Raw genomic sequence first — 17,641 nt, forward strand, 5'->3', positions numbered from 1 at the left:
TGGGTAATGTACAAGTTGCTGTAGAAGCATGTTTAATTCGTCTGATCACAGATACTTTATAAAGCATTTTAATACTTTTTTGAATCTGTCAATGCGTAAGTCCTAAAATCTTTAAATTTAAGGTCAATTATTAGACTTCTTCCATACATCATTTTAGAAACTAAAAATTGTTCGTAAAACCAAAATTGAAAATAAATTTTAGTCAATATCAGATTCATGAGTGTGGCATGGATGCCACACGTTTCCCATCCCTTGCGCTGCATTTTAAAGCAGTGCTTAAAACTGGCTAAGGAGGTCGTATATGTTAAATAAAAGGTTTTTCCTGCGGACTCACAATATATTTTGAGATCCTCATTTTGACCTTTCAAAAGTAGAGAGATTGCCTACGAGAAGGTAAAAAAATTAAATCAATCAAATGAGGCTGTGCTGATTTAAAAAAATCTAATAGTGAATATTTTTGATTTATGAAAGATATCTATTATTTAAGTATTTATTTTCTGCAACCATGGTACACCTTTCATTGAATCACGCTGGGCCAGCAGCTGAATAAACGGCTTGAACTCATCCAGATAAGGCAATATTTTGAGAGAGATGGCAAAAATCACCCAGTACCCCAGAAATAAATCTGCTGCTGAAATTTTATCACCCAGCAAGTACGGATTTGCTTCTTGCATACCCTTTTTTAGCAATGCCAATAAGCTCTCTTCATGACCAAAGGTCAGGCTTCGTTTTCTTTGCTCAATTTGCTCGTCCGATACGCCTAGCCCTTTTAAATCCATAAACTCAGTCAAAGGACCATGCGCAAAAAACATCCATTTCAGATAGGCACCACGCTTGGGGTCATCCAGGGCAGGCGCCAAACCTTTTTCCATATATTTATCTGCCAGATAAGTAAATATGGCCGCAACTTCAGAAATCACTACGCCCTGATCGACCAGACAGGGGACTTTTCCCATGGGATTAATAGTTAAATATTCAGCCTGATGCATATTTTCATAGGGCACGTTTATCTCTTCAATCTGGTCTTCTATACCCAGCTCTTTTAATAAAAGCATCACGGTCATGCCACGCGACTGAGCATTGTTATACAGCTTCATCATTTTAATTCGACCTCTGTTGTTATTTTAGTTTTTAAGTATAAAGCGCTTTGATTATTTGTTGCTGATGATTATGCGATACATTCACTCGTTAACGATGCTTTTTATCGCTTTAAAAGCATCGTGCAATATCAAACAGTTATTTTAAAAAAAACCCATATAAAACTGTTCTTTCAAGATTTTTAAAATCAGTTCAATCAGCTCATTTTTTTGCCCTTTACGATAACTGGCATACAGGTTAATCATCGGTAAAGGCTCAATAGTATTTTTCACGATAATTTTATCGCCCAATAGTGGGATCACATAAGCCGGTACCAGGCTCCAGCCTACGCCCATGCCGACTAAATTGACATTTAACAGAATATTGGTCGAGTGCTGTACGACGTTGACATCCAGTTTAGCCTGCTTAAAGAAATCGGTAATAATCTTGTACAACTGCGGTGAAGCATCTTCGTCACTAATGACAAAATCCTGATGATTAAAACTCTTGATACTAATATGACGCTGCTCGGCAATCGGTGAATCCTTCGGCACGATTAAAGCCAACGGCTCACTAAAAATCTGTACATGCTCCAGCTCATCCGATTCATCGACATAGCGGGTAAAGGCAATGTCAATATCACCTTTTTTTAAGGCCTTCAGCTGGTTGGCATCGGTCAGGCTATGAAAGTTGATTTTGATGTCGGGAAAATGAGCCCGTATATTCGGCATGATATAGGGAAAAATTTTCATTTCTGCCACAGGGACAAAGCCAATATTCAACTGGTCTTTGCTCAGGTTGGCAATTTTCCGCGCAGCATCAATCGCCTTTTCTGCATGCTCCAAACTCAGCAGCGCTTCTTTCAGAAATACTTTTCCCGCTTCAGTCAACTCAACTTTACGGTTGGATCGAATCAATAACTGAACACCCACCTCATGTTCCAGATCTTTAATCTGCTGGCTCAAAGATGGTTGTACCGTACACATGCGCTGTGCCGCCTTGGTAAAATTCAGTTCTTGTGCAACTGCAACAAAATAGCGTAAATGACGTAATTCCACGTGCCGGACCTCTCTTTATTTAGGTTGCTTCAGTGATGCCGAAACTGTGTATTTATAAACAAATAAAGTCAGCACAGTAATTACAGCACAGAATAAATAACTCAGTTGATAACCATAATAGGCAATCATCAATCCCAAAATGACTGAGCCGATTGCCATGCCCAAATCAAACAGGGTAAAGAATGTGGAAATGGCATGCCCCATACGCTGTTTTGGCACAGACTGAATAGCAATGGTTTGAAAACATGGAAACAGTGAGCCATAACCAATGCCAATAAATATAGCAGATAACCAGAGCAGCCATTGATTGGAGATCAGACTGACCACGACCAGGCCTATGGCAAAGAAAATAAAGGAAGGATAAATGACTGCACTGGCACCTTTACGGTCATAAATTTTGCCTACCCATGGCCGCACTACAATCATGGAAATGGCGAAGACAATAAAAAATAGGCTGGTATACGCGAGCAGAGCTTTAGATTCGCTATAAGCGGTAATGAAACTCATAATGCTGGAATAGGCAAATGCAGTCAGCAAGGCAACAAAGCCAATCGGTATAGCACGTGTTTCAATAATGTCATGCCAACCCAGACGGTTTTTTTCTTGAGTCTCAGCCGTGAAGGCAACCTTGTCCTGCTGTTGTACCGGAATGATTAAACAAAAAATAAAACCCAGACTGATCACAGCGGTTAATAGTGCAAATAGCATCTTAAAATCAGTAAACTGCAGCACGGTCAAGGCAATTAAAGGCCCAAATACCACAGCAAGATTGGTCGACATGACAAAATAGCCCATGCCCTCGCCCTTACGCCGATCTGGAATAAAATCATTTGCTATGGGCACGGTGACCGTAGTTAATATGCTAAACCAGATACCATGAAGAAATCGGATCAACAATAAGGCCCACATACTGTCGGCAAATAAATAGCTAAAAGCAAACAGTACAAACAGCAATTCCGAGCCGCGAAAGGCAATTTTTTTGCCTAATTTTTCCACAATCAGTCCGGAAAATGGACGAACTGCAATTGAAGAAACCAGAAATAGGGTCAGTGCCAAACCTGCTTCCTTCACCGTCCCGCCTAGATCCTTCATGATATAAATCGGCAAGACCGTTAATAATGCATAATAATAGGTAAATAAAAACAGGTTATTGCATAGGCATAATATAAACGAGCTATTCCATAGACGCTCAGTGTTTGTTGTAGACATAATGACCAACTTAGCGGTAGCCCGGTGCTACTTTTGAACCAGAACAGGTTGCATCACCAAACGTACAAGATTGTGTATGTAAGTTTCATCTGGCATGCAATTAAAGAAAATAATCTGATAATGAATCGGCCCATACAGCGTATCCAGCATCAGTTCAAATGGATAATCGGCAATAATTTCGTTACGCTCTATGGCAAGTTGAATCAACTTGCGTGTTTGCTCACGACGCGGTAATAAATACAGCCTGAAAAACTCACCGGCTGCTTCACGATGCTCGGCCATCACCACCAATAAAGCTCGCCCTAACGGATGATTTAGCGCAAGGGACAATTTTAACAACTGCTGGTTCAGATTAACTTCCAGGCTCTGCTCAAAATCCAGATCAAAGACCGAAGCGGTGTGCTCTTTAAAGGCATCAAAGACCAGATCAGATTTATGCTTCCACCAGCGATAAATGGTCGACTTTCCTACCCCTGCCCGTGCAGCAATATCTTCAACAGTTAAATGACTGTAATCCTCATCTTCCAATGCAGCAGTCACTGCCTGCAAAATACATTGCTTGCGACGCGAAGTTTTTTCTAGTTCAGTCATTCACCACCAAAAACGAAACGAAACGTATCGTTTTATATTAGGCTAATTTTTGCCTGCTGTACAGCTCCAATCTTCCCGTTAAAATCAAAAAAGACCGCTTTAAAGCAGTCTTTTTAACATCAGCGTTTAGCCTGTTTTAATACAGCATTAGCATTGCGAGGTTTTTTTATAAATACTGCATGAAGGATGATGGCTTTCTTGCAAGCGCGCCACTTTACGATGTTCAGCAGCCTCAAAACGGCAACGTTTCCAGTCATTGTCCAGCTTCAATGGCGGAATCTGTTTCGGTTGACCATTTTCATCTACAGCTACCATAGTGAAGTAACAACTATTGGTATGACGTACGGTACGTTTTTGAATGTTCTGCGCTTCTACGCGAATCCCGATTTCCATTGAGGTACGGCCGACATGGTTGACACTGGCAAGAAAAGTAACGAGTTCACCCACATGAATTGGTTCTTTGAAATTTACTTTATCCACCGACAAAGTCACCACATAACTGCCTGAATAACGGCTAGCACATGCGTATGCGACCTGATCCAGTAATTTTAAAATTGTTCCGCCATGAACATTTCCTGAAAAGTTCGCCATATCAGGAGTCATTAAAACTGTCATGGTTAATTCAGACTGGTCATCTAATGCTGGAGCAATTTGATCTAATGGGGACATCGCGTTCTCTAGACTCTTTTACAGACAATAGTATAAGGAATGATTATATCGTTTTTCTATGAAATAAAATGTCGAAATTGCCAATAAACCCATCATTATTATTTATAGTGATTTTGGTATCATTCAAAAAAATATATATCAATTTTACCAACTCACTGAGATATAAACATTTTTCTTATAGCATGATTTTAATAGAATATTTGTTCTAAAAATTAAATTACAAAAAGATGGCTATATATTTTAAAACATATCGTGTGATTATTACTTGAATACCCAGGAATCAAACAAAATTTAAATCTATTTGAGCACAGAGCTAGTGTCTAACGTGTCATATCAGACCAGTCAAATCTCAGCTTAAACTAATATCAAGGTGTTATATTGCGCAGCATTTCTTTGGAAATATTGCCATAGCTCAATACATTTTGCTGGTCGAGCTGGGTCTCAACACTATAGGTACCATCAGTATTTTCTGAAATCACGGTAAATACCAGATTTTCCATACTCGCCATTTTAACTTTTTGACCTATGGCAAATTTTTCTATGTTCATACTACTGTTATGCATTTAACCATCCTTACAGAAATATGCTTTTATGACTTTAATAAACTCCAGTGTAGAGAATTTTTATTTACTGGTAAACTTAAATCATTGAACAAACACATATTATATAAAAATTATATAATACAAAAGCTTTCATCACTTAGTTGATTTTATTGAATAATATCAATTGATTAGTTTATCTTTACAGTTGAATTCCATTCATCTTGATTGATTATCCCTCAAAACCCAAATGACGACAGACTAAAACCTAACAGCATTGCAATAATGAATCTGAGACTCTTAGGGATTCGGTTTCATCATTGCAATTAATTGAAGGACTTAATCCTGTGCGCTTAATTGCTGAATGGTATGACCAAATGGATAATGCTTCTGTTTCAATAAAGTGGTAATTTCATTTAACTGACTTTCTGTTGCATCTATTCCGGCTTGCATGGTCATTGCACGACCTTTTACATCAAATATATGCCCTTTTTCCCTTAAATCTGGCTGAATCACAATATCTGCATGCTTTAACTCTTCTTCAGCTAAACGGCTCTGCATGATATTAATATTTTGATTGAACATTCCCCAAACATTACTGGTTTCGGTATGCATGGGTTGCGCCAGAATATCCACAGCAATCACAATATCCGCCCCCAAATCGCGTGCCACGCCTACAGGTACCGGGCTCACCAGACCGCCATCCACATATTCATCCGCACCAATTTTGGTCGGAATAAACATGCTTGGAATAGACACGGAAGCGCGTACCGCCTGTCCGGTATTACCATAGTTAAAGACGACTTTTTTGCCTTGTTTTAATTCCGTTGCGACCACATACATCGGGATTTTTAATGCTTCTAAGGGCATATTGTTGACTTGTTGATTGACATAATTTTCAACTTTTTGGCCATCAAAAAAACCTTTCATGTCCAACTTTACATCACGCACATCATTGGCTTTCATGCTTAAAGCAATATCACGCAGCTCTTCTGCTGTTTTACCACTGGCATAAATTGAACCCACAATACTGCCCGCACTGGTGCCTACAATCAAATCCGGGTGTATTCCTTGCTGCTCCAGTACCTGAATGACCCCGATATGAGCATAGCCACGAGCACCACCACTGCCCAGTACCAAGGCAACAATAGGACGGTTTTCCTGCTGTTTGAGTTTTTTAAAATTAATACGCTCTGCCCGAACTTGAGCATCTGCAGCAGGTGGCTCTGATAGTCCTGTCGAACCAACAGTAAGCTTAGGTTGGGCAACCGTTTGACAGCCTCCCAACCCCAATACTGCCAAAACAATAAAACTAAATTTGATATTGCTCATGAACCACCTAAAGATAAATAAAGCTGTTCGCAAAAAGGCGTATATTTTAAGAACGATCTATGTGTAACACTGTATTCTTTCGTAAAGTTATCCTTAAAAGCTCTCAGTTTTTAAAAGATCAGGGCTCATATATTTGCCGCCTTCCTCTTGATATTATCTCATCTTTTGACCTTTTTTATAGCAGGCTTTTGCCCATACGACTGGCGCTGATGATTCTCATACGAATGAGATCACTGAGGTATTAACTGGAGATGAAAAATAATTTTTCAAATAAAAAAAGAGGCGAACCAGTCGCCTCTTTTTTAAATTTCCAGTTTTGAATTAGAAATTATATTTAGCCATCAAACCTACACGGTTATCTTTGAATGACTGACCAGCAAATGTTTCACGCTTACCATTGATATATTCCACACCTAAATCAATTGGTGCAGCTGGTGAATAGATAATGTTCATCCAAGCTTGTTGCACTTTTTCATTCGCTGTTTTATTGAGGCGGGCATAGTCAGTACCATCGTCAGCAAACGATGCACCATAAGCCAATGTTGAACGCAAGTTAGGTAAAATCTTATAAGTTGCGCCGACTTGAACTGCATTAAACTCATTCTGCTCAATACTGTTATTTGCCGGATCTACAACATAAGCTGAATTGCTGCCATATAAATAGTTGCTGTTACCCACTACATGCGAAACATCAGCAGACACTTTTAAAGGATCAGCAACTTGATAATTAACCCCTGCCGCTACACCCCAGCCAGTTTTATTATCATCAGCTGCTGTTGATTTATAATTTTCAACCAAAGCACGTGCAGATACGGAACCTTTACCCTCCGCAAAACCTTGCACTAATTTCGCAGTTAAATTAGGTAAACGATATTTAATAGTATCCCCTGTAGCCGAACTATCTGCTTCTTCTGCAGACAAGAATAATTGGGTAGCAGGAGCCAGTTTAAGACCATAGCGTACTTGAGGAACACGCAGTGTACCTCCACCCACGTTCGTTGCAAGGTCAATCATTTCTGGCGCATGATTCGACAGGAAGTTTGAAGTGGTTTGACCGAATAACCAGTCATTATAGGTTAAGTAAGCATGACGAATACGCAATGCTTCATTGGTTCCTGCAAAATCAACTTCAACTTTACCACCAACTTTTGCATCACCCACTGGCGTATTAAAATCTAAGCCTAAACGGGTCATTTTTCCGGTAGCACGAAGCTTGTCATTAACTAATGCAGTTGCTCCACCAGATTTGTGTACTGCGTTAAAGTCGTCATCTGCACCTTCAATAATATAGTTAGCATCACCACGAACAAAACCGTATAGGTTTACACTGGCGCCCGCTTTAGTTTTAAAGCCAGTTAATGCTGATTCAGACTTCGCTGCAGGTGCTGCTGCAAGTTGAACAGGCTGTGCCTTGACTTGCTCAATTTGAGTTTGTTGCTGTTGCTGCACTTGCTGTTGTTGTTGAATTAAAGATTTTAATGCTTCAACTTCTTGACGTAATTGTTGAATTTGTTTTTGTTCAGCTGTGCCGGCATGTGCTGTACTAACCATGACTGCTGTAACTGCCAATGCTAAACCTTTAGCAATAAATTTACCGTTACGTAATTGACTCATTCTTAAAATCTCCGATTTGTTAAATTTCGCATTCCATGCATTCAGTGATTTTTTAAAAACCCAATAAATCTATGAAAAAATACCCTTCAAAAATTAATAAGCTTAAAAAACCATTGCATTTTCAGCTTCTGAGTACAGTAAAAAACTTAAAATATTATAATATTACAAATATGTGACATCCACATATCGTGCTAAATCTAGCAATTTTCAGACTTTATTAAAATCAGTTTTCCCGAACAGTGATTGAAAAATCATCTCATTTTCAGATCTAATAAAAAAATAATGTGGATATTCTTAGACTTAGAAAAATTCATCCTAAAGCCGAACAACCAGACATTCGACTAATGTATATAACTACCCAGCGCTAAAAAACTCATTTCAAAAGACATTTTTATAAATTTACAGCTCATTTCAGCATGTAAACGATGCCATAACTGCCCGCCATGCGGTACGAGCTTTTTGTATCAGACAGGTGATCCATAAATCATTAAAACATTTTAACCGTGGCAAGCTGGGCACCCTTAAGAAAACCTTTGCCTAGTTATCCGGAAAAATGGATATTGCCGCGTTTATGGATAAATAAATAAATAAATAGCTTTAACTCAAACAGACCTTTAGCACGAATAAGTTTAAAGGTCTGTTTTGCTATGCAGATATTTAAATATTTAAACTTTTATCCTGCAATTGTCTGCTGAACTGCAGAATTGCAAGCAAAGTCACAGCCACGAAGATCAACATCAGAATTCCCATATTGAGCAGTGAATCCCACATCAGAAAATTTAAAATCACGCCACCGAGCAAACCACAGGCAAACTGCATACTTCCCATAATCGCACTGGCTGTCCCCGCTTGCGCACCCTGTTCCGACATGGCCAAAGCCATCGCATTGGGACCAGTAAAACCAATTCCTGCCACTGCCCAGAACATGCCAATCAATACCAGCCATAAGGGACTATGACCGATTAAACCTGCACTGAATAAAATGCAGACCCCAAGCAACTGGATGATGCCGCCTATTTTCAGGCGACTCAGGACCGAAAATTGCTGGCCAAGTCTTTTATTGAGCGCAGATAACAGCATGATACCAAAGGCATTCAGCCCAAAAGCATAAGCAAATTGCTGTTGCGCTAATCCATAATGATCCATCAGCACAGCAGCAGATGAACTGATATAACAAAATAAAATGCCGCCAGAAAAACAACCAGCCAGCATTGGCCATGTAAAACTCGGGTCTTTAAAAATACTACCGTACAGCTGGATAATCTGAGCAACATTCAGCTTTAAACGGCGTTCAGGTGGCAAACTTTCTTTAAAGAAAAAGTGCACGCAGAATAAACAGATCAGTCCGATCAAGGTTAAAAAGACAAAGACTGCATGCCAGCTAAAGAACGTCAATACCATTGCCCCGACACTCGGCGCAACAATCGGCGCAATCCCCATCACAATCATCATGCTGGCAAAGGCCTGTGCAGAAGCCTGCATATCCAGACGGTCACGAATGGCAGCCCGGGCAATCACAACCCCTACGCAGCCTCCGACAGCCTGTAAAATCCTTGCAGCAATTAAGCTCCATTCATTGCTGGCAAAAATACACAGCAAGCTTGCAACAACATACAGGGTTAATCCAAAATACAATGGTGTTTTGCGCCCAATCCGGTCACTCAAAGGTCCATAGATCAGCTGCCCTAAAGCCAGTCCCAAAAAATAAGCCGGTAAAGTATTGGCCACCATTTGCGTACTGACGCCAAAATCCTGTGCCATTTGCGGCAAGGCTGGCAGGTACATATCAATAGAAAGTGGGCCAAGTGAGGTCAATAAAGCCAGCAGCATGATCCATGCTGTGGAATACTGCCGTGTAGATTGCTGTACAGACATAACGATATTCAATTTTTAAATGGGGGCTTTAAAGACAAGCTTACACTGTACATAGTATTATTTTAAGGATTGAAAATGAAATTTCACATAATTTCATTCCCTGATGCATACATCCTTTAGTGATTAGGACATAACTTGAAATCTTGGCTGACGCGTCTTAAACAAGCGACTTACAATACCACCTTCATGTATAACCTGCGCATGATTATTGCATTTGCAGGTACTGCCTTTGTGCCCTATTTTATGGGACAACAGCTTTTTACCATTCCCTTGACCTTAGGGGTAGTGGCTGCCGGTTTAAGCGATATCGATGACCGCTTTTCAGTGCGGATCATGAACCTGATTTATACTTACATCGGTTTCTTTATTACCGCCGCCTCGATTTATTTTTTATTTCCTCATCCCGTTTTATTTGCCATAGGGCTGATTGTGTCCTGCATTGGCTGGATTCTGCTCGGCTCATTAGGACGGCGTTATGCGACCATTTCCTATGGCTGTCTAGTCATTTCAGTCTATTCAATGCTGGGGGTTGGACTGTTTGATCAATGGTATATGCAGGCTGGACTGTTGGTTGCCGGTGCGATGTGGTATGGCCTGCTTTCTACCATCAGTTTTCTGCTATTTCCGGTTCGGCAGGTTCAGGACAAACTGTCCCAGTGCTATTCATCACTGGGAGACTTTCTGTTTGCCAAATCGAACCTGTTTGATGTTGACATGACGCCAGAAAGTTATCAGCAAAGCATGATTGAGCTGTCTTTGGAAAATGGCAAACTGGTCGGTATTTTCAATGAAATGAAAACTGCCCTGTTAACCCGATTAAAAGGTGACCGTGGACAAAAAGATACCCGTCGCAGCCTGCAATATTATTTTGTGGCTCAGGATATCCATGAACGTGCAGATTCAGCGCATATTGATTATCAAAAACTGGTCAAAGTTTTTGAACATAGTGACATTTTATTTCGCTTTCAACGCATTCTTTCTATTCAGGGTAAGGCCTGTAAAGACTTGGGTCACAGTATTTTAAATCGTGAAACCTATCAGCATAACAAGCGCTTTAAACATGCCTTTGCCAACTTAAAAATATCCCTGGAAAAACTCCGTGCCGAGCAGCAATACGATCAAGTTTGGGTCAATGCCTTATTTTCTCTTTATCAAAATTTAAAGTCGATTGATGCCCAGCTTCGCAACGTAGAAACAGAGCGGCATATTAAGTTAGATAAAAGCAAACATATTGAAAACCAGCTAAAAGATGATGATCTCAAAGGCTGGGATGATATTGTGATTCGGATCAAACAGCATTTAACACCAGAGTCGGTGCTGTTTAGACATGCAATTCGTGTCTCTATTGTCTTGTTTATTGGTTATATTTTTGTCCAGATTACCCAGATTCAATATGGCTACTGGATTCTATTAACGGCGCTTTTTGTCAGCCAACCCAATTTTAACGCCACCAAACGTCGCCTGCGTTTACGGATTGTTGGCACCTTGGTCGGCATTATTCTCGGCTATGCCATTTTGTATTTTATTCCTTCGATCGAAGGTCAATTATTACTGCTGATTTTAAGTGGTGTACTGTTCTTTGAATTACGCAGTAAGCAATATGCCCAGGCCACCGCCTTTATCACGATTTTGGCATTAATTAACTTTAACCTCGATGGATTGGGTTTCGCCGCAGCCCTCCCGCGCATGATTGATACCTTGATTGGCTGTGCCTTGGCCTGGTTTGGGGTGAGTTTTATCTTCCCCGACTGGAAATTTCGTCGTTTACCGCGCAATATCCGGCGTTCACTCAACGCTCAATGTGAATATTTGACCGAAGTGATTGAGCAGTACAAAAATGGCCGTAATAACGGTTTGAAATATCGTGTGGTACGTCGTGCTGCGCATAATAACGATGCAGATGTGGCCTCACTGATTTCGACCCTGGCCACAGAACCTGATTTTGATCCGACACAAAAAAGCCAGGCTTTTGAATTTTTGTGCTTGAATCACACCCTGCTCAGCTATATTGCTGCACTGGGCGCACATCGTGAAAAAATTGCAGATCAGGAAGTCTTGCAGCTCCTCGATCAAGCGCTGGACGACATTCAAGGGGCATTGCTAAAAGATGAAGTGCCCGACCTGACGGCACAAAATATGCTGAATACCATACGCCAACGCTTAAACCAAAATAATGAAGAGGATCAAAAATCTCTGATTGTGTTGCAGCAATTATCGTTGATGCTCAGTATTCTGAATCAGCTCAGTCGTTTAAAGCAAAGTCTAAGCCATGACCGTGATGAAAAAGCCACCGAATTAGCCTCATTATAAATAGGATGATTTTGGAACAATATACTCACTGAATTGGTATAAATAATGCTAAACTTTTTACAGTTCTAAATTTGTTATTTTCATTATGACCGCGAAAAATTTATACGCTTATACCTTACAGCCTGTGAACTATGAAATTTCTGAGGCTGAACAACGTCAAGCGCAACTTGCCATCTGGCGTAGCACCAATAAAATCGGCACCAAAGCCTGGATCATCATGGCAGCTGTTGCCCTACTTTCCATTGTCGGTATCATCTTGCTGAAAAACTATTCCACCATTTTCTGCTGGGTGGCTTTGGTCTGTGTGCTTGCATATTTCCTGATCCGTAAATTCGGCCTGGAATGGTATGTAAAACGCAAGATGAATGAATTTCCGGTACAGGAAATTAAAGGTATCCGTTTGGGCGTACAGCCGCACGGCATTATCATGCGTCAGCAAATGGGTGCACAGGAAGGTGTTGGTGCCATTGGCTGGAAAGATATTTATGAGTGGTACAATACCCCTGACTTTATGTTGATTAACTTCAAGGTTAAAGGTCAACAAGGTGCTTATATCTTGCCAAAGCGTATGGATTCAAAGAATTTTTCTTTCAAGACTATCCGCAAGCACTTGAATGAAACTGTGGGCGAAGCAAAACAGATTTAAATGCTACTGCAAGCTAGACATTAAAAAACCTCCAGACTGGGGGTTTTTTAATTCCGATAAAATTAAATGATAATGAGAATAAATATTACCTACTAAATCGATATCATTTTGGGAAAGTTCAGCTATAATTCAGGTTAATTCTGTTTCTCACCCTGTTTTTCGGCTATGTTAAAAAAAATCTTTTTCCAGATTCACTGGTTTCTTGGTATTACTGCCGGGTTAATCCTCTCCATTATGGGGATAACTGGTGCCATTTATTCATATGAACAGCCTATCCAGAAATGGCTCAATCCGGCTAGCTATACCGTCCAGATTGAAAAACAAGATAAATTAACCCCTGCCGAACTGTATCAGCATTTTCAAAAAACTGATCCGGAAATGAAAATTAATAGCATCACCATAGCCAAAGATCCGACAGCATCTTCAAGCATTAATATTGTCAAAGAAGGTGCACGTAAAGGCTATACCATGATGATTAATCCTTACACAGCCGAAGTGTTACCTGAGATTAAAGGACGAGAATTTTTCAAGTTTATCGAGCAGTTGCATCGCAATTTAACCGTTGGACCCGTCGGCAAGCAGATCACCGGGGCCTGTACCCTCATGCTGATCTTTTTTGTACTCAGTGGTCTATATCTGCGCTGGCCGAAAAAACATTCTGTTAAACAATGGTTCATGCTCAAGCCTCAACTAAAAGGCCGTAATTTCATTTGGGACTTACATGCCGTGGTGGGTACCTGGGTGGTGATTTTCTTCCTGATTATCGCCTGTACCGGTTTAACCTGGTCTTATGGCTGGTGGCGTAGCGGCTTGTACACTGTGATGGGTGTTGAACAACCGCAAGCCAAGGGTGAAGCTGAAGCGCCAAAAGGTGGTGAAGCACGCGGCAACCGTGAGGGTTCGAGCAAAGCATTACCTAATACAGCTACAGGCAACCCTGAAAAAGCTGCTGAACCTCAACCTGGTGAAAAACGCGAGAAAAAAGGCTTAAGCCCGGAACAGATCAATCTAGCTTTGAGTCAAAGCTGGAACGGCTTTAATGCTCAAGTGGGCCGTGATTATTCAAGTATTACCCTGAATATCCCGAAAAAAGCCAATGGTGAACTTGAAATTAGCTTTGTCGATGCCATTCCCCAGCATGAACGCGCACGCAACAAAGCCACATTTGATTATCAAGCATCTAGCATTAAAGAGATGGAACTTTACGAAGATAAAAAACTCAATGAAAAAATCATGAGCAGTATGCTGCCGGTGCACCGTGGTAGCTTCTTTGGTCCGGTTTACCAGTTCATGGCTATGCTGGCTGCTCTGAGTATGCCATTGTTCTTTGTTACAGGCTGGATGCTTTATCTGAAACGTAGCAAACAGAAGAAACTAACCCAAGCTGCACGTCATGGCTTAACCGCGATCAATATTGATGCCCGTGCAAAACCCTGGCTGATTGTCTATGCGTCACAAACCGGTACGGCAGAACAGCTGGCATGGCGTACAGCAACCAGCCTGCAACAGACTCATCAGTCTGTAAGTGTAAAATCTGTACAATATTTAAGTCTGGATGATTTAAAAAATACTGAACAGGTTTTATTTGTAGCCAGTACTTATGGTACCGGTGAAGCACCTGATTTAGCATCGGGTTTTACCAAAAAAATATTGCGCAAAAAAGCTGATTTAAGCCATCTGCACTATGCAGTATTGGCCTTGGGTTCGCGCGAATATGCCGACACTTTCTGCCATTTTGGCCATGCAATTGATAACTGGTTAAAACAGAATGGTGCACAGCAATTGTTTAATATCATTGAAGTGGATAATACCAATCAAGAGCAGATTCAGGCATGGAATACGACTTTAGCAAAAGTAACCCAGCTTGAATTGCAAACCATGAATATCGAAAAAACCTTCGATTGCTGGACTTTAACCCAACGTGATCTGCTCAATCCGAACAGCGTAGGTGCCCCAGCCTTTAATATCGAGTTAAAGCCGGATCATGAAGTGAGCTGGCAAGCCGGTGATATCGCCGAGATTCAACCCGGTAACAGTGCTGAACGTATTGCCCGGTTTATGCAGCAGCATCAAATTCAGCCGAATACCTCTGTAGATTCGTTAAAGATCAATATTGAACAGGCCTTATGGAACAAAGATTTGACCGGTGAAGTTGAACCTTTTGCCAATATGGATCATTTACTGGAGCAACTTCCGATGCTGCCTTCACGTGAATATTCCATTGCCAGTATTCCTTCACAGCAAGTTCTGCGTTTAGTGGTGCGCCAACAGTCCGATGCTCAAGGCCAATTGGGTCTGGGTTCAGGCTGGCTGACTCGGCATGCCCCGTTAAATAGCAAGATTGCGCTGCATATCCGTAACAATGAATCTTTCCACCTGATTGATGACAACCGTCCTATCATTTGTATTGGTAACGGTACCGGTCTTGCAGGATTAATGAGCTTGCTACATGCACGTATCCGTCAGAACTATACGCAAAACTGGCTGATCTTTGGTGAACGCCAGCGTGAACATGACTTCTTCTATCAGAGCACGATTGAAGCCTGGCAAACCACTGGCATGTTGCAACGCCTGGATTTGGCTTTCTCACGAGATCAGGCAGAAAAAGTCTATGTACATCATAAACTGCGTGAACAGGCACAGGAACTAAAAGCCTGGGTTAAGAATGGTGCGGTGATTTATGTGTGCGGTAGCATCAACGGTATGGCCAGCGATGTCGATCAGGCTTTAACCGACATTCTGGGTGAAGCTGTAGTTGACCAGCTACGCCAAGATGGACGTTATCGTCGTGATGTCTACTAATCATTGAAGTCAATAAAAAAACCGGGTCTCAGAACCCGGTTTTTTTATACTTAAAGTATCCAATTTGTTTAAACTAGCAACAACATTCACCCAGAGTAATTTTATGTCCAGCAGCTTCAAACGTCACCTGAGCTTGATTATCGGCAGTATATTGACTCTCGATGGCTTATGGTTACTGTCACTGGATAAAATTCATCTCGGCATTATTCTTCCGTTGATCATCGGTATTGGACTCATGCTCTATGCCCTGTTTTTTAACCGGATTCAAAGCTTTATTCAGCGCACGCAATTAAGACAGACTTTATGGCGCTGTGCATGGGCGGGATTTTTTCTCTGGCTCAGCACATTGGTGATATTTTTCAGTTATCTGCTATATAGCATTCAGCAGTCCAATACAGTTCAGCCCGCCTCTGCAGTCATTATACTGGGCAGTGGAATCGAAAAGGGTCATCCCTCTCCCACCTTAAAACAGCGATTAGATGTTGGTGCTGCCTATGCCAAACGTTACCCGGAAACCGTGCTGGTCGTGACTGGAGGTTTAGGATTTAAAGAACAAATTGCTGAAGCAACAGTGATGTCTGAATATCTGCAACAACAGCATCATATTGATCCATCACGTATTCTGTTAGAAGCTAAAAGTACCAGCACTGCAGAAAATCTGCGTAATGTGCAGCCTTTACTGGCACAGCAGCATATTTCCCTAAAGCAGCCAGTTGTCATTGTCACCAGTGACTTTCATATTTTACGTGCCAAAGCCATTGCTAAACATCAAGGTTATCAGCAGATATTTACCCTTAGCGCCCCAACACCGCTTTATATTCGCTATAACTCCTGGTTACGCGAATATTTTGCCTTTATCAGTGGCTGGCTGTTACAGGAATACTAAAATCAGTTCAAACGAATGCTACGGGGTAAAGGCAGTTTTTCATCTTTAAACAATTCAGGTTTTTGCAGGTAAATCTGATACAGATAATTTTTGATATCCAATAATAATTTTTCTGGTGCCACCAGCACATTTTGCCCTTCTGGTGTCAAATCCATCGATACACAGGTACTTTCCTGACGTAAAAAAGGAATGACTTTTTCAACAAAATCTTTAAGTGAAATATTCTCAACATGATAATTTGCCCAATTGTCTTTCACCAGCAATTTTGCCAGCCCTTTGCTTTGCCAAATAGCAAATGCACGCTGACCGGTAGGCGTTGCACATAATGCCCAACCATCATCATACAGGGCATGGACGTAACCTTGGCCTACAATCATTTCAACAAATTTTTTATAGATTTCTTGGGCATTATAAGTATTATTTTGGGTCTTAGACGCAGCCTTGCGTTGATATGGATTTCTCATGATTTTTCAATAGTTAAAATTATTATTAACTAAGGATTTTAGGAGAAAAATAGAATTTGATCAAGGAGAATATATGGTGGGCGCTGACGGGATCGAACCGCCGACATTCTGCTTGTAAGGCAGACGCTCTACCAACTGAGCTAAGCGCCCTGAAGAGTAAAAATAACATCGTTATTTTTTATGACGCAAGACAAGCGAAGTGCGTAGTCTTGGTATTGATATCTTAAACTCAGGGATTTAAGACATTTTAAAAATGGCGCAGCGGACGGGACTCGAACCCGCGACCCCCGGCGTGACAGGCCGGTATTCTAACCAACTGAACTACCGCTGCATCACGATACTTATTTCTAAGTAAGTTATATCTGAAAAAGAAAATATCTTTAAAAGATATGGTGGGCGCTGACGGGATCGAACCGCCGACATTCTGCTTGTAAGGCAGACGCTCTACCAACTGAGCTAAGCGCCCTCAAAAGGTCTATCATGTACATGGCGCAGCGGACGGGACTCGAACCCGCGACCCCCGGCGTGACAGGCCGGTATTCTAACCAACTGAACTACCGCTGCACTAA

Annotated in this window: 14 protein-coding genes and 4 tRNA genes; 4 read left to right on the forward strand and 14 right to left on the reverse strand. The window is 41.1% G+C overall.

What is annotated here, in order from left to right; all coding sequences use genetic code 11:
* Positions 1–482 precede the first annotated feature (482 nt).
* The 9 genes from ACE01T_RS07985 to ACE01T_RS08025 form a co-directional block, all read right to left on the reverse strand.
* Positions 483–1,097 (reverse strand): glutathione S-transferase family protein, encoded by a 615-nt coding sequence (locus ACE01T_RS07985; protein ID WP_395519097.1) that lies wholly within the window; start codon positions 1,095–1,097, stop codon positions 483–485.
* 144 nt (positions 1,098–1,241) lie between these two features.
* Positions 1,242–2,135 (reverse strand): LysR substrate-binding domain-containing protein, encoded by an 894-nt coding sequence (locus ACE01T_RS07990; RefSeq protein ID WP_180082369.1) that lies wholly within the window; start codon positions 2,133–2,135, stop codon positions 1,242–1,244.
* A 15-nt stretch (positions 2,136–2,150) separates the two neighbouring features.
* Entirely contained in the window at positions 2,151–3,344 is a 1,194-nt protein-coding gene (locus tag ACE01T_RS07995) for an MFS transporter (protein ID WP_395519083.1), read from the reverse strand.
* A 27-nt stretch (positions 3,345–3,371) separates the two neighbouring features.
* Positions 3,372–3,935: a TetR/AcrR family transcriptional regulator gene (locus ACE01T_RS08000; protein ID WP_086195969.1), complete on the reverse strand. Its 564-nt coding sequence runs from the start codon at positions 3,933–3,935 to the stop codon at positions 3,372–3,374.
* 147 nt (positions 3,936–4,082) lie between these two features.
* Positions 4,083–4,604, reverse strand: a complete 522-nt coding sequence (locus tag ACE01T_RS08005) for an acyl-CoA thioesterase (RefSeq protein WP_086174788.1) — start codon at positions 4,602–4,604, stop codon at positions 4,083–4,085.
* A 365-nt stretch (positions 4,605–4,969) separates the two neighbouring features.
* Positions 4,970–5,167: a hypothetical protein gene (locus tag ACE01T_RS08010; RefSeq protein ID WP_300046415.1), complete on the reverse strand. Its 198-nt coding sequence runs from the start codon at positions 5,165–5,167 to the stop codon at positions 4,970–4,972.
* A 315-nt stretch (positions 5,168–5,482) separates the two neighbouring features.
* On the reverse strand, positions 5,483–6,475 hold the full coding sequence (locus tag ACE01T_RS08015; RefSeq protein WP_395519084.1) for a patatin-like phospholipase family protein: 993 nt from the start codon (positions 6,473–6,475) through the stop codon (positions 5,483–5,485).
* 321 nt (positions 6,476–6,796) lie between these two features.
* Complete coding sequence (locus ACE01T_RS08020; protein ID WP_395519085.1) at positions 6,797–8,089, reverse strand: DcaP family trimeric outer membrane transporter; 1,293 nt, start codon at positions 8,087–8,089, stop codon at positions 6,797–6,799.
* A gap of 657 nt (positions 8,090–8,746) precedes the next feature.
* A complete protein-coding gene (locus ACE01T_RS08025; RefSeq protein WP_395519086.1) occupies positions 8,747–9,964 on the reverse strand; it encodes a multidrug effflux MFS transporter in 1,218 nt (405 codons plus the stop codon).
* Positions 9,965–10,099: 135 nt separating this feature from the next.
* Here ACE01T_RS08025 and yccS point away from each other — a divergent pair, with 135 nt between their 5' ends.
* The 4 genes from yccS to ACE01T_RS08045 all read left to right on the forward strand — a co-directional run bounded on the left by yccS (position 10,100) and on the right by ACE01T_RS08045 (position 16,608).
* Positions 10,100–12,274: a YccS family putative transporter gene (gene yccS / locus ACE01T_RS08030; protein ID WP_180176433.1), complete on the forward strand. Its 2,175-nt coding sequence runs from the start codon at positions 10,100–10,102 to the stop codon at positions 12,272–12,274.
* 85 nt (positions 12,275–12,359) lie between these two features.
* Entirely contained in the window at positions 12,360–12,920 is a 561-nt protein-coding gene (locus ACE01T_RS08035) for a YcxB family protein (RefSeq protein ID WP_086195974.1), read from the forward strand.
* A gap of 165 nt (positions 12,921–13,085) precedes the next feature.
* Positions 13,086–15,722, forward strand: a complete 2,637-nt coding sequence (locus ACE01T_RS08040; RefSeq protein WP_395519087.1) for a PepSY domain-containing protein — start codon at positions 13,086–13,088, stop codon at positions 15,720–15,722.
* 103 nt (positions 15,723–15,825) lie between these two features.
* Complete coding sequence (locus ACE01T_RS08045; protein ID WP_086195976.1) at positions 15,826–16,608, forward strand: YdcF family protein; 783 nt, start codon at positions 15,826–15,828, stop codon at positions 16,606–16,608.
* A gap of 2 nt (positions 16,609–16,610) precedes the next feature.
* On the opposite strand, the gene ACE01T_RS08050 is transcribed toward ACE01T_RS08045, so the two are convergent.
* From ACE01T_RS08050 to ACE01T_RS08070, 5 genes are all read right to left on the reverse strand, one after another.
* Entirely contained in the window at positions 16,611–17,072 is a 462-nt protein-coding gene (locus ACE01T_RS08050; RefSeq protein ID WP_086195977.1) for a DUF2750 domain-containing protein, read from the reverse strand.
* A gap of 74 nt (positions 17,073–17,146) precedes the next feature.
* Positions 17,147–17,222, reverse strand: a tRNA-Val gene (locus ACE01T_RS08055).
* Positions 17,223–17,326: 104 nt separating this feature from the next.
* Positions 17,327–17,403 (reverse strand) — tRNA-Asp (locus ACE01T_RS08060).
* Between the two features lie 59 nt (positions 17,404–17,462).
* Positions 17,463–17,538 (reverse strand) — tRNA-Val (locus ACE01T_RS08065).
* A gap of 21 nt (positions 17,539–17,559) precedes the next feature.
* Positions 17,560–17,636 (reverse strand) — tRNA-Asp (locus ACE01T_RS08070).
* Positions 17,637–17,641: the final 5 nt, after the last annotated feature.

It is taken from the genome of Acinetobacter uliginosus, assembly GCF_044130295.1.
Taxonomy (GTDB): Bacteria; Pseudomonadota; Gammaproteobacteria; order Pseudomonadales; family Moraxellaceae; genus Acinetobacter.